This window comes from Deltaproteobacteria bacterium (genome assembly GCA_016218975.1).
In the GTDB taxonomy this organism is placed as follows: Bacteria; Desulfobacterota; Deferrimicrobia; order Deferrimicrobiales; family Deferrimicrobiaceae; genus JAENIX01.
In genome coordinates this window covers 31,911-44,921 of record JACRCO010000098.1, presented here as the reverse complement: position 1 = coordinate 44,921, position 13,011 = coordinate 31,911, and the positions used below count along the sequence as shown (strand labels likewise).

Here is a 13,011-nt window from a genome sequence, read left to right as displayed (position 1 = left end):
GATGGCGGCGAGAAAGGCCGTGGCCGCACGTATCATGGGCGATGACATGCAGGCGTTGTTCTTCTGGTACCAAGCCGCGAATCTACTGATAGAGACGTCGCCTGCCGACCGCGTCATCCTTGAACACGATGGTGTATCCGGAATGGACGACGTCGTTGTGTATTATCGGGCACCCGGCGTCGACGCGAGCGGCCGTCTAAGCAGGGCGGACTTCTTTCAGGTAAAATACCACGTCGACCAGCGGGACGCCTACTGCTCTCGAAACCTGATAGACCCCGGTCTCACGGGGAACAAAAGCTCCCTGTTACAGAGATTCCATGCGGGGTATAAAACCGTCCGCAGGAAACACGACTGGTTTCTCCTCAACTTCGCGTCCAACTGGGGGTGGAAGGCCGATGACCCTCTAGCCAAATCAGTCCGCGAGGACGGCTCCTTGCCTAGAGGGTTTTTTACGGATGGACCGAAGGGCAAACTTGGTGCGGCGAGGGAGTCGTGGCGCAGCCACCTCGTCGTACCCCCTGACGAATTCGAAGATTTCGCCCTCCGCCTCAGGTTTCAGCCGCACTACTTCAACCGCCGCGACTTTGGAGCCATTGTGGACGACCGGCTCTACCGGGCCGGCCTCAGGCCAGTTCCCCCGGATCGTCGCGCGAACCCGTACACCGATCTGGCGCGAAAGTTCATCATGGAAGGACCAAACGAATTCGACGCAAAAACGCTGACCGAGATCTGCGATCGTCATGACCTCTTGGAGAAGAACGCGTCGACGGGACCTAAAATCCCGACGCTCGGCATTCGTAGCTTCATGCGATTCGCGGAGCGGATCGAAGCAGAAACCAATCGCTTCGTCTGCGTGGCAAAGCACTTCGATGGAAGGCACATTCGAGATGGAAGGTTGTGGACCGACGAGGTTGTCCCCGCCCTCCGGGCATTCCTGGAGGATTCGTCGTTGCGGGAACGCGAGCACCACCTTCTCCTGGAATGCCACGGGTCGGTCGCGTACGCAGCGGGTTTCACCCTGGACCGCAAATCCGGCACGCAGGTGTTCCCGGTACAGAAAGGGGCGATCCGAGAACCATGGAAACCATCGGCCTCTCCGGCTTGGCCGACGGGTGAGCCTGAGTGGAGGGTCGAAGTAAGCGAACAAAGCGTTGTTTCCGCGGACGCGGTTGTTGCAATCTCCGCCACCAATCCGATCCTGGCCGACGTGGAAAGGTACCTCAGCGAAACCGGTCTTTCCATTCGTCGGCTTATCCACTTCGTCCCGGAATCCGGCCCGAGCTACCTAAGCGTGAAGGGCGCAGACCACGCGGTATTGATTGCGGACGGGGTCGTACAAGAAGTGCGTCGCCAGAGGCAGAACGGCGTGACCGGAACGATCCATCTGTTTGTCGCTTCCCCCAACGCCCTATTGTTTTTCTTGGGACAATCCGGAAGAACTATGGGGCGGGTGCGTCTTTACGAGTTCGATTTCGACAACGAACGGGGCAACACGTACACTCCGAGTTTCGCTCTGCCATAACGGCAGGGTGGTGGCCGGAGTCAAGGAGGTGTGACGACATGATACTCGAAAGCAATTTCGCAAAGTTCCTCCAAGAGATCCGTCTCCAGGAGAACCATCGGGAAGCTCTTCAGACGGGCCACAATACGCTCAGGGATAGGCTCAGGGCCGACCAGGATCTCAAGTCCGTCATCGTAAGCGACTTCCTCCAGGGAAGCTACCGTCGGGACACCTCGGTGCGCCCCCACGGGGACGCTCGGGCCGACGTCGACATTGTGGTGGTAACGAACTTGAAGGAACGCAAGGTTGGCGGAGACGGGGGTTATACTCCTGCCCAGGCGATCAACATCTTCAAACCCTTTGTCGAGAAGCACTACAAGGGAAAGTACCGGATTCAGGGACGGTCCATAGGGATCGAGCTCTCGTACGTGGAGCTCGATCTCGTCATCACGTCGGCTCCTACTGAAGCGCAAGCGAGATTCCTGGCCTCAGAGGCCGTTACCACGAACTTCAATCTTTCGGACGCCCCGGACTGGCGACTCCACGAGGCATGGCTCAGCCCTGACAAGAGGACGTCTGCCGCCCTCAGCAAGCTCTACGAAGCAGAAAGGGGAGAGGAATGGAAGATGGAGCCTCTCCGTATTCCGGACCGGGATGCTAACATCTGGGAAGATACACACCCGCTTGAACAAATCCGCTGGACCCGGGATAAGAACTCGCGGTGCAATAAGCACTTCGTAAATGTCGTTAAAGCGATAAAGTGGTGGCGCTTGGAGAAGCACCCCGAGCCCGAGCGACCCAAGGGATTTCCCCTCGAACGCCTTGTCGGCGAATGCTGCCCCGACAACATTGGGTCAGTCGCCGAAGGGATAAAAAAAACGCTAACCGAGATTGTTCTGAAGTATAGAGAGGACGTCGACAACGGCCGGAATCCTGTCCTTCCGGACTATGGAGTACCCAGCCATGACGTCTTCGCTCGGATCACGGTGGAGGACTTCGCCAAATTCTTCGAACAGACCGAGAATGCGGCACTCTTAGCGGCACAGGCATACGAGAGTACCGACCCGGCAGAGAGCGGCAAGCTATGGCAGAAGCTACTCGGGGACAAGTTCCCAAAGCCGTCCAACGGTGGAGGCAAAACTTCAGGCGGTTTCACGGAACGGATCGCTCCAACAATCCCCGGGAGCACAAGGTTTGCCTAACGGAAACGTCCCCCGGTCTCCGAACAGTGCGATCGTCGTCGCCCTGAACGCACTCCGGGGAGCGGCGGATCTGAAGGTCCTAGGCACCCCCGTCTGGTTCGGCACCGACAATGGCTGGGCCTTCCCGGTCGAGATCGTGGCTCGTGTCTCTTCGGATCATATCCCGCCAGTAAGCCGTTGGTTCATCACGCTCTCCGACATCTATCCTGCGGGGGAAGTCTGCTATTTCCCGGCAAAGGAGGGAGGAATTACTTGTACGTTTCCCCATCAAGCCCTGAACATCTCAGGCTCGGACACCCTCCCATGGAGGAAGGGCAAACTGTGTCTCGAATCCCAGGTTCGATCACTCGGGGGGTACGACTTCACGGAGGAGCCATTCGGAGATGCAGAACTCCGGATGTTGTGGTATGCGGAAAGGGCGAGCCAGTGGATCAAGGCGGCCGCCGAAGGAACGCTTCTCAGACCCGGCGATCCTTTTGAACTCCCCGACTATCGGGGACTAGCCTTTTCCGCCATCCATGTGGTTCATGACGAGGGCCCCGCTTCCATGTCGGCCTGGACGGCCACAATGGAACGAATCGGCCGAATCTTCTTCGCGCCTTGTCCACCCCCGAAAGATGCCGTTGCTGTCTACCGGTACGAAACCTTCGATGGGAGATCTATCCGAGAGGGATCATGGAGATACAAACCCCCGGAGACTGACATCAGGGAAGGAGTGTGGTGGCTCTGGCCGGGGCCGATCATCTTGGAACCATGGCAAGCTCCTGTCACCTGGAGAGACCTAAGTGGATTGGGGATTAGGTTGGGTGTGGACCTCATCGGCGGTTTCAAGACGATCATTTCGCACATAAGCCCCAAGGTCGACCGTGTCATTCTGCTCCTGGGATTCCCAATTCCGCGGAAAGTCGGAGAAGCAAATTCCGAGATCCATTGGAAGGCTATCGATCTGCCCGTTTTTAGACCGGGAGGAGGCAAGGCGCCACATGGATTCAGAAAAAACGCGATGGGGTTGGAACGCAAATTCCAGTTGGATCTTGCCGATGACCGTGCGATTCCATATCTCATGACTAGCAACTGGCACCCTGACCGGCTGAGGGTCCGTGGACGATTTGGAGAGAAACTCCGAGACGCCTCAGTCGGAATCATTGGTGTGGGTTCTCTTGGGTCCGCGGTGGCAGAGCTCCTAGCGCGCGGAGGAGTGAAGACCTTCGTTCTCGTCGATGGAGAAAACATAGGGGTCGGTAATCTATCCAGACACGTCCTGACCCTCCATGACCTGTCGCAAAACAAGGCAATAGCCGTTGCGGAACGTCTGCAATCCATATCGCCTCATCTGTCGGTCGTCCCCCTGAAATCCAACTTCCCGAGCACAGAATCCGTGCGGATGATGGATGGCATTGATGTTCTGATCGACTGTACGGCGTCGGACGGGATACTGTCTTCCCTCGCTTCCACCTGGTTCCGTATCCCGAAGTTGTTCGTTTCCCTGTCGCTCGGTTTTCGCGCAAGGCGACTGTATTGCTTCACTGCATACGGGAACACATTTCCGGCCGCACGGTTCCGCGATCAAATCCGGGGCTGGATGGACAAGGAAAAGCAGCATATTGCCGAGGATGAAGAAATATTTGAGGGAGCTGGATGCTGGTCCCCCCTCTTTCCCGCGAGGTACGAGGATGTTGTGCTGGCCGCGGCCACTTCCATCAAAGAGATCGAGTCGCGTGTCAATACCCCTCCACCGTATCCCTCGCTTGTCGTCTATGAACAGAAATTCGCGGACAATATCTTCGTCGGTTACGACCGCACGGACGGAGCCGAGACCGGCGGGACGTCGTGAGTCCGACCCCGCGATCCTATTCTTCCGACGACGGAAGGTTTAAGGTGATCCTCCCGGGGGAAGTCGAACACAAGATCCGTGGTCTCTGTGCGATAGCGAGAGGACGGGAAACGGGAGGAATTCTCGTCGGCAAATACACGCCAAACCGTGCGACGGCAATTCTCACCGCCGCCACCCCGCCGCCCAGGGACTCCAAAGCGGGGCGTACTTGGTTCCACAGGGGAGTCGCCGGGTTGCAGCGGTTCTTGGCAAAGCTGTGGTCGAAACCAAGTCGGGAATACTACATAGGGGAATGGCATCATCACCCGGCCGATATCGTTGCCCCGAGCACAGACGACGTGCGGCAGATGAAACGCATATCCGAGGACGAGAACTACCACTGCCCGGAGCCCGTGCTCATCATCGTAGGCGACGGAAGGGACGAAAGATGGAATGCGAGGGTCTTTATCTTTCCCTTTGCGGGGCAACCGGTGGAGTTGCAGGAATGCTCCATGTGAATAGCGAGATTGCGGCCGGCGAGACATTAGATATTCCTGTTTTGGTGCGTCGCTATCTAAGGTGCTTTCCGCGGCCGGAACTGGTTCCTTGGAATGGCTTGACAGACCGGCAATATACACAGAGAAATGGAAAAGACAGGAAGGGGAACGTTCCGAATGAAAGTTGGAGATGCATTCGCCACCCTGCTTGACCGTATCGAGCCTCTTGACTCAGAACTTGCGGACATCAGAACGAAGATGTCCACGATCAACAGACGCCTCGTAGACTCCTTCGGAATTAAGAAGATTTTCCTTGCCGGTAGCCACAAGCGAGGGACTGCGATCCGTCGCCATAGCGATGTCGACTTCTTCGTACTGTTTCCGGTCGCCGAATCGCAGTGGGGTGACCGGAGGATCAGTTCCGAAACGTTTATTGAGAAGATCAGAAAGGACCTGACGGGGCGGTATCCGAACACGCAGATCTCCCGGGACGAGCAGGCCGTCGTCGTAAAATTCGGCGGCGGCGCAAACTCGGTGGACGTGGTTCCCGCCGTATTCCACGGGTTCAGCGCGCAGAAGCGTCCGATGTATCTCATCCCCAAAGGGGGCGGGGAGTGGAAGGTGGCAAGTCCCGATTCACATGACACCTATATCGAGAGTGCCAACGAGGCATCAGGCAGGAAGCTCCGGTATGTGTCCAGACTTTTGAAATACTGGCGTCACTGCCGGGAGGCAGACATCAGACTGTCGTCATTCCATATTGAACTGTACCTCGCGGATTCTGGAATCTGCTCGGGCGTGAGCAGTTACTCGTATTGCGTTGCAAAGGCGTTATGGGATCTTAAGGAACGTAACTGTAGGGCGATGCAGGATCCGCTTCGCATTTCCGGGTTGGTGCCAGCCGCAAGGACGGCGGCGTATCAGGAAAAGGTCAGCCGCTCCATCGCCGCTTCCGCCAACCATGCTGCGTACGCCTATAGCGCGGAGAAAAAGGGCGATCATGTCGAAGCTAGGCGGCAATGGGACATCGTATTCAACGGATACTTCCCTAAACGTGCATCGTAAGAGACGACGATGAACGATATTCCGGAGAGACTGGCGCAGGAATCGTTCTTTAAGTTGTGGGCGGCATCCAACCACCTGTACATGCGGGCGAAACGAATATTGAAAGTGCAGATGGTCTTGGTCGTCCTCGCCCCAGTAGGTCTTGCCTTTGCACTCATTGCTTGGTCGGACCTCAAGCCCTGGGTCGGCTTGTATAGCGTTCTTGTCTCCGCTGGTGACGCAGTTATTCCCTACTACCTCCTGAAGAGACTGAAAGAATCCGCTGCACGAATACAGGAGAAGTTCGACTGTGACTTGTTGGGAATGGAGTGGCATGAGCGGAGGGTTGGAAAGGAGGAGCCGGAAGAGACAATCAGCGACGCATTTCGGAAAGCGGGACAGGACGCTATCAGCAGAAAACGCGTGTCGGAGTGGTACCCGATTTCGGTCGGGAAAGTGCCGCTCCCAGTTGCCCGTATTCTGTGCCAGCGAGGGAATGTAGTGTGGGACGCCGGTCTCCGCAGTCGCTACACCGGCGGTGTTCTCGCTGTTCTGATCGCCCTTGGTGCTGTGGTGTTGGTCGCTGGATTCTGGCGCCGGATGGACGTCCGGGATGTCGTTCTATCCGTGCTATCGCCAGCCTTGCCACTTTTTCTGTGGCTCATCCGCGAGTACATCCGGCAGAACGAGTCCGCCGACACGGTGGAGAAGATTAGAAACGACTCGGAGGCGCTATGGGACAGGGTAATGAAGGAGAAACTGTCCGAAGAAATTCTTGAGGTCGAGTCACGCCATCTGCAAGACCGGATTTATGATCACCGAAGAACGAACACTCCGATTCTGGACATCTTCTACAGTTTCTGTCGGACATACCAGGAAGGCACCATGGTGGATGCGACCGACGTGATGGTGAAGCGGTATCTCTTGCGGACCTGTTCACGAAATGGATCGGGTACGTAATCGACATGAGGAAGCAGATCAGTGGATGTGCTGCGCCATGATGGACCAATTGTGGTTCGAGATGGCAGATCTTCGGCGCCGCTCATTTGCGAAGGCGGTGTGGATTCCCCTGCGTGCAATCCATGGTGTGCATGAGGAAGGACAGCGTGGGCATCTTGGATTCCGGGAGGAATTTTTCGGTGCCGGGTCCCTGGCAATTCCGGTCGGAAGCAAGAAAGAGGCTATGCGTCTCGGATGGAGCGACATTGGCATTGGCCACGAACACAGAGGCTGCGTAGATAAGGGACGATACATCCCTGCTGACGTGCACGAGGCCGATCCGGAGCGGCCGTTCGGGATTGCACTGGTGCTCGAACAACGCATAAACAGCAGTGAGCATTCGGTGTGGCATCTCCATCAGGATCTGGTGGTTACTTTGGGCCTGCTAAGAGAGGGTGATAAATGGGTTTGTCCGGACGAGGATTACACGGAAGTCGCTAGGTTGTCGCGGCACCCCAACGGGTACCCAACCCTGATGGAAATCCGTTCCGATCTCCTTCGTGATTATCTTTGTGCAAGGAACATGGGCCTCTACATCACCTCGTATCGAAACCGCGAGGAGGTGGTGGAGGACGCAAGCCATATCGGGTGGACAGATAACCCCTTCTTCCAGGGAACTGATGACAACCGCTGGGAGGGACGGGTCACTGCGATTCATGAAGGGGGTACGCCGTACGGAGCTGAGACCGCAGTGTTTCACGTCTCGCGGACCGACATAGACCCGGGCGAGGACGTGCCAGTTTTTGGTTTTCCGACCGATGAGAACGTCTCGTCAAGATCCTGGACCTTCGGGCGACACGAAAGGAAGCTCTTCTTCGTACAGGGAGAGAATTGGCGCAACGAGTGGATCGACCCAAGCGAGCACAGCCCGCGCATCCGTCGAGATCACGTGCCGGGAGCGGTGTTCTTCCTGACGGACGCGTCGGGCAAACGCGAGTCAAAGGACACGCTCGTCCGCGACAGTCGCTGGTTGTGGTTCAAGCCTGAAGTGATCCCAGTTCTGGCCCATAGACGGGGCGGCGCTCTCGGCTGGCATACAAGAGATACCGGTCATGTTCGATGCTCACCCGATTACAAGATACGCTTCGGTGTGAACAGCATCGGGCTGGTCAACGTGTACGCGAAAGACATCGCACTACTACCGGAATGGCAGCAGCGTATCTGGGCGGCCTTCAACGTCGGCCCGGAGGGAGGCGTCTCGGAGGAGCTTCTGGCGTCTCAGATGCGCGCCATGCCGGCTGACACCACCGCACCTGAACGTCGTCTCGCCGACGCAATGGCCTCCCTCGACGAAGTATTCCGGACGGTGACCGGCACCCCACTGTTCCGTGGCCATCCGCACCGTTTGGAACTTCTGCATAGAGTCCACCGGTTCCGCGCCTACGATCGGAACGGCCTGTTGGCCCAGGCAAAGGACGTTGCCCGGTTGACCGCGGATAGCCTGGATACCGAGGCGTTACAGAATCTCGTCCCACCGCCGAAGGGAGAGAAATGGGGTTCGCTCAAGTCGTTGGAGAAAGTGCTCGCAACGGTTGTCTCAGCCGCCGACTCCTACACCATTATGACTCCATTGTTCGGCGTGTACGAACTCCGGCTTGCCGATGCTCATCTACCTAGCAGTGAAGCCGATCTCGCGATGGGGAAAGCGGGTATTGACTTGTCAAAGCACGGTATCCAGCAGGGATTACAACTGATAGAAAAATGCGCCGAGGCCCTTGAGAGGATCCACATGGTCGTTAGGTCTCTCGCGAAAGCCAATCCAGGACCCGACGCGCCGTGAGGAAATACACAATCTTTTATTCGTGGCAGTCTGATCTCCCCAACGCTACCAATCGTGGATTCATCGAGAAGTCCCTCGAAAACGCTGCTAAAGCAATTCGCACCGACGACTCACTCAAAGTAGAGCCTGTTGTGGACCGCGATATCCAAGGTGTGCCGGGCTCACCCGACATTGGAAGGACCATCCTCGACAAGATCGACCAAGCCCACATTTTCGTCGCCGATATATCGATCATCAACCGAGGCGAGAAAAGACTGTCCCCGAATCCAAACGTCCTCATCGAGCTCGGGTACGCCATGAAAGCGCTGGGGCCGGACAAATATCTCCTGGTGATGAATACGGCCTATGGAATCCCAGAGGAACTTCCCTTTGATCTCCGAATGAAATACGTCATCACATATGAGATGTCCGAGGAAGCCACAGAACGTGCTCCTGAGCGCAAAGTTCTGGAATGTAAGCTTGAAGGTGCGTTACGTGCCATCATTGCGAAATGTGAGGCAACCCCCGATGTTTCCGAAGGCCCCTCCATTGGCACCCAGCTTCGGTTGGCAATAGAGGGTAATAAGCCAAACCAAACCAACCTTGCCCGAAAGTACATGGAAAATCTGGTGGATCGTATCGTTTCGCTCGCCCCAGATTATTCCACCGAGGAAGAACGCGATGAATTGCTGCTACGGGCAATAGACAGTGCGAAACCGCTAGTCACAGGGTTCTGTCGTATTGTCGAGCTGATGGCAGCGATGAACGCTGCATCGGCTGCACTCGCCGTGTACAAGGGGTTTGGCAAGTTACTGGAGCGATATAACACTCCTGCCGGATTTTCTGGCAGCAGTAGGGATAGCGACTTCGATTTCTTCAAGTTCGTCGGGCATGAGCTTTTAGTAGATCTTTTCTCGCTACTCATTAAGGAAGACAGGTGGGAAACAATCGCCGATTTGCTGGACAACGATTTACATGTCAGGAATTCCGGCATAAACAGAGAGGGGACCGTATCGTTCGATTACGCATCAGAGCATGTACGATTGCTCGATGATCGGAATAAGCGATTGGACCTGCGTCGGGCATCGCTGCACGCGGATATTCTGAAAGCCAGGTACGAGGAAGACGATATCAGCCGATTTGTATCATTTGAAGATTTTATGGAAGCGGATTATTTCCTATTTTTGCGAGGAATAATCCAAGAGACGGACACATCGGGATGGTTGAAATGGAGGCCTTGGAGTTCATTGTACATGAGCAGAAAACCACCCAAATATCTCTTGCAAGCAGGTCCTGTGAAAAACGCCGAAAAACTGCTGCGGCCTCTCGGAGCAAAGGACGTTGATTTATTGAAGCAAGCCTTGATGGAAAAATCTAGCTTGCTCGGAAGGATGTATAGCGGTAGATCATCCTTCTATGACCACCCGCTATCGGGGTTCAACGTGTCTTGGATAGGATGTCGGTAGCAGTATTTAATCATTAGGCAACTTTTTGGTTTAATAAATGTTGTGAGAGGCAACACCAGAATGCTTATCCTGTTCCCCTTTTGAATTATGTCCAGTGTTATTGCCACGTTTCAGGGACGGGGAATAGGGGTGCCGAATTCCCTTTCATTAGAGATAGACGGTATAAACTCAACTGTTACCGTCAGCGCGGGAGCAAACCAAGACCTTCCTGCAATTTTCCCAGTCCGGAAGTTTCTCTACTGCTTCCTTGTCTCTTCCCTTCACAAGGTGTCCGTACCTCTCGGTCATCGTCGCGTTCGTGTGGCCGACGATTTTCCCGATGACGTACAAATCGATGCCCGCATCGATCATATGTGTGACGAAAGTATGGCGCAGGTCGTGGAAGTGGCAATTTATGATGCCCGCGCGGTGGCATGCATTTTCGAAGGATGTACGCACGTCATGAAATGGCTTCCCGCCATTTCCAGCGAAGAAAAAATCCGAATCAGGGTGCGATGGAATTTTTATTAGCGTTGTCATCAATCTTGAGGAAACCGGGGCATGACGCGGTTTTCCGATTTTTGTATCCGGTATGTAGATCCTCCCAGATTTAATATCCAGGTCGGGGCGGCGAAGTTTCATGATCTCTCCCCGGCGCATCCCCGTTTCCAACGCGGTGAGCAGGATCGGATACAGATGAGGATTTTCCGATTTCACTGCTTCTTGGAGTAACCTGCCTGCCTCTTCGACTTCCAGGTAACGCAAACGCCCCTTTGGTTCCTTAAGGGGCTTTACGCCCAAGGCGACGTTGGTCCGGGCCATTCCCCACGTTACAGCTTTTCCGAGTAAGCGCTTGAGAACAGATATCTCCCTGTTCACCGCGGCGGGGGTTCGGGGTGTTCCATTTCTCGTCGGCGTGTCTTGGCGGATGTTTCGGAAGGCGATCACGTCGTGTTCCGTGATGTCGCACACGATTTTACGATCGAAATGAGCGGCGATGGCGGACAGGTGAATCTTTTCCGTCTCGAAGGATCTGCGACCCCTGAACCATTCCAGGTACTTTTCGATCAGGTCCTTGATCGTAAAGGTTTTAATTTGCTTCCGGTCATAATAGGCGCCGGTTTCAAGCTCGACGTGTATCTTCGCCCATATTGCATCGGCCACCTTTTTTCTGTCGGAAACGATCCGACGGATCTTCCTTCCGCTGGGATCCCAGTAATCGACACCATAGGAGACTTTCCCCGTACCGGGGTATGTGACCTTATAAACTCCCATGCTCGGCTTTCTCGGGCATAATGCTGGGTTATTCCGCGTCCTTGCGACGATGCGATTTGATAAACTCGGATACCTCATGAGGATGAAACCGGACGGAGCGGCCAAATGCATAGGAGGGAAGTTCGCCGCGCTGGGCCAATTTGTAGATATAGACGACGCTGCAGCCCAGTATTTTCGCCACATCCTCGGGCCTGATCAGCGAAAATCGGGTAAGTGGGGTCACTGGCGCTCCTTGTTATCCGTATGTTAAACGTATTATCCGAAAATAATCATTGCCTGTCAAGATAAAATGTTTAACAATCGACTCATGATCAAGAAGGAACGCTTTCTTGGACTTCGATTGACCGGGGCTCTGGCCGAAGCGCTGGAGGCTTACTGTTCGAAGGAGGAGCGCAGCCTTTCTTCCGCTGTTCGCTACCTGGTCGCGAAAGAGCTTGCGCGACTGGGTTATCTATCGGAGGAAAGCGAACCCAAGAAAAAAACGAAGGCCGGTGAACGTTGACATTGAAGGCTCATAGTTGAGGCGAGAGGCGAGGTGAACAAATGAAGGCGTCCGGTGTCCAGAGGAAGATCGACACCATGGTGCGGCGGATCGTCAAACGGTTCGGGCCGGAACGGATCGTCCTGTTCGGATCGCACGCCCGGGGAGATGCCGGGCCTGATAGCGATGTGGATCTTCTGGTCGTCATGCCTGTGCGGGGGTCGAAGCGGAACAAGGCAATCGAAATCGCGGTGGCACTGGATGACATTCGGATTCCGAAGGATATCATCGTGACGACTCCTAACGATTTTGCCTGGCGGAAGGAGATCTCAGGAACGATAGAAAAGCCCGCTGCCCGGGAAGGGAAAGTGGTGTATGCCAGACCGTGAACGCATAATGCAAGTTGTTTGCGAATGGACGGTCAAAGCGGAAAACGACCTAAAGACCGCAACACACACGCTGACATTGGGCGAAGAATGCCCGACGGATACGGTATGTTTCCATGCGCAACAATGCATCGAGAAATCGATCAAGGCTTATCTCGCTTCGAGTAACATTGATTTTCCGAAGACCCATGATCTGGGCCGGCTCATTTCACTGATGCCGAAAAACGTTCGGCCGAAGCTCTCGGTATCGGAGCAACGCAGACTCACTGCCTACGCGACGGAGGCGCGCTACCCGGGCTATTTCGAGGAGATTTCTCTGACCGAGGCGCGACGGGCGGTCGCCCTTGCTAGACGAGTACGCAACGAGATCGGGAAACACTTGCCTAAGGTAAAGAAGAGAAGAGGGGAGTGATGGACCGATCGATGTTTACCGAAAGCTTACCACCACCTGCCTGTACAGCCGGTTTTCCCTATACCCCGTATACTGGCGGTACATTCGTAACCGCTTGAATCCGCGCAATTTCAATCGTTAACCGCTTTTTCCGAAAATCCGCCACACTTGCCTTGGGAGCAAGGGGTCGCCGGTTCAAGTCCGGCCGTCCCGACCAG

At 55.3% G+C, this 13,011-nt stretch carries 13 protein-coding genes; 11 read left to right on the top strand and 2 right to left on the bottom strand.

Annotated features, from left to right (window positions below; translation table 11 throughout):
* Position 1: 1 nt before the first annotated feature.
* The 8 genes from HY896_14110 (at position 2) to HY896_14075 (ending at position 10,281) form a co-directional block, all read left to right on the top strand.
* The gene (locus tag HY896_14110) at positions 2-1,522 is read left to right on the top strand and encodes an SAVED domain-containing protein (GenBank protein ID MBI5577482.1); all 1,521 of its coding nucleotides are present in this window, start codon (positions 2-4) and stop codon (positions 1,520-1,522) included.
* A gap of 38 nt (positions 1,523-1,560) precedes the next feature.
* Positions 1,561-2,703, top strand: a complete 1,143-nt coding sequence (locus HY896_14105; protein MBI5577481.1) for a nucleotidyltransferase — start codon at positions 1,561-1,563, stop codon at positions 2,701-2,703.
* Positions 2,696-4,537 carry a ThiF family adenylyltransferase gene (locus HY896_14100; GenBank protein MBI5577480.1) on the top strand — a complete coding sequence of 614 codons (1,842 nt, stop codon included), beginning with the start codon at positions 2,696-2,698 and terminating at the stop codon, positions 4,535-4,537. The genes HY896_14105 and HY896_14100 overlap by 8 nt, the downstream gene beginning before the upstream one ends.
* Positions 4,538-4,581: 44 nt before the next feature.
* Positions 4,582-5,034, top strand: coding sequence for a Mov34/MPN/PAD-1 family protein (locus HY896_14095; GenBank protein MBI5577479.1), 453 nt, complete (start codon positions 4,582-4,584; stop codon positions 5,032-5,034).
* Positions 5,035-5,190: 156 nt separating this feature from the next.
* Complete coding sequence (locus tag HY896_14090; protein MBI5577478.1) at positions 5,191-6,078, top strand: nucleotidyltransferase domain-containing protein; 888 nt, start codon at positions 5,191-5,193, stop codon at positions 6,076-6,078.
* A gap of 9 nt (positions 6,079-6,087) precedes the next feature.
* Entirely contained in the window at positions 6,088-7,017 is a 930-nt protein-coding gene (locus tag HY896_14085; GenBank protein ID MBI5577477.1) for a hypothetical protein, read from the top strand.
* Positions 7,018-7,054: 37 nt separating this feature from the next.
* On the top strand, positions 7,055-8,836 hold the full coding sequence (locus tag HY896_14080; protein ID MBI5577476.1) for a hypothetical protein: 1,782 nt from the start codon (positions 7,055-7,057) through the stop codon (positions 8,834-8,836).
* On the top strand, positions 8,833-10,281 hold the full coding sequence (locus tag HY896_14075) for a hypothetical protein (GenBank protein MBI5577475.1): 1,449 nt from the start codon (positions 8,833-8,835) through the stop codon (positions 10,279-10,281). The genes HY896_14080 and HY896_14075 overlap by 4 nt, the downstream gene beginning before the upstream one ends.
* Before the next feature lie 168 nt (positions 10,282-10,449).
* Here the strand turns inward: HY896_14075 and HY896_14070 are convergent, their stop codons facing one another.
* Together HY896_14070 and HY896_14065 are read right to left on the bottom strand one after the other, a co-directional pair.
* On the bottom strand, positions 10,450-11,535 hold the full coding sequence (locus HY896_14070) for a site-specific integrase (protein MBI5577474.1): 1,086 nt from the start codon (positions 11,533-11,535) through the stop codon (positions 10,450-10,452).
* 28 nt (positions 11,536-11,563) lie between these two features.
* On the bottom strand, positions 11,564-11,758 hold the full coding sequence (locus HY896_14065; GenBank protein ID MBI5577473.1) for a helix-turn-helix domain-containing protein: 195 nt from the start codon (positions 11,756-11,758) through the stop codon (positions 11,564-11,566).
* Between the two features lie 84 nt (positions 11,759-11,842).
* On the opposite strand from HY896_14065, the gene HY896_14060 reads away from it, so the two are divergent.
* From HY896_14060 to HY896_14050, 3 genes are read left to right on the top strand one after another with little or no spacing between them, the layout of a single operon-like run.
* Entirely contained in the window at positions 11,843-12,037 is a 195-nt protein-coding gene (locus HY896_14060; protein ID MBI5577472.1) for a hypothetical protein, read from the top strand.
* A gap of 41 nt (positions 12,038-12,078) precedes the next feature.
* Positions 12,079-12,405: a nucleotidyltransferase domain-containing protein gene (locus HY896_14055; protein MBI5577471.1), complete on the top strand. Its 327-nt coding sequence runs from the start codon at positions 12,079-12,081 to the stop codon at positions 12,403-12,405.
* Between the two features lie 7 nt (positions 12,406-12,412).
* A complete protein-coding gene (locus HY896_14050; protein MBI5577470.1) occupies positions 12,413-12,814 on the top strand; it encodes a HEPN domain-containing protein in 402 nt (133 codons plus the stop codon).
* Positions 12,815-13,011: the final 197 nt, after the last annotated feature.

What these genes read in the sequence shown, in the direction of transcription:
- HY896_14080 (MBI5577476.1), top strand. Translation starts at nt 7,055, where the DNA reads ATGATGGACCAATTGTGGTTCGAGATGGCAGATCTTCGGCGCCGCTCA.
- HY896_14090 (MBI5577478.1), top strand. Translation starts at nt 5,191, where the DNA reads ATGAAAGTTGGAGATGCATTCGCCACCCTGCTTGACCGTATCGAGCCT.
- HY896_14105 (MBI5577481.1), top strand. Translation starts at nt 1,561, where the DNA reads ATGATACTCGAAAGCAATTTCGCAAAGTTCCTCCAAGAGATCCGTCTC.
- HY896_14060 (MBI5577472.1), top strand. Translation starts at nt 11,843, where the DNA reads ATGATCAAGAAGGAACGCTTTCTTGGACTTCGATTGACCGGGGCTCTG.
- HY896_14070 (MBI5577474.1), bottom strand. Translation starts at nt 11,535, where the DNA reads ATGGGAGTTTATAAGGTCACATACCCCGGTACGGGGAAAGTCTCCTAT.
- HY896_14085 (MBI5577477.1), top strand. Translation starts at nt 6,088, where the DNA reads ATGAACGATATTCCGGAGAGACTGGCGCAGGAATCGTTCTTTAAGTTG.
- HY896_14050 (MBI5577470.1), top strand. Translation starts at nt 12,413, where the DNA reads ATGCAAGTTGTTTGCGAATGGACGGTCAAAGCGGAAAACGACCTAAAG.
- HY896_14110 (MBI5577482.1), top strand. Translation starts at nt 2, where the DNA reads ATGGCGGCGAGAAAGGCCGTGGCCGCACGTATCATGGGCGATGACATG.
- HY896_14055 (MBI5577471.1), top strand. Translation starts at nt 12,079, where the DNA reads ATGAAGGCGTCCGGTGTCCAGAGGAAGATCGACACCATGGTGCGGCGG.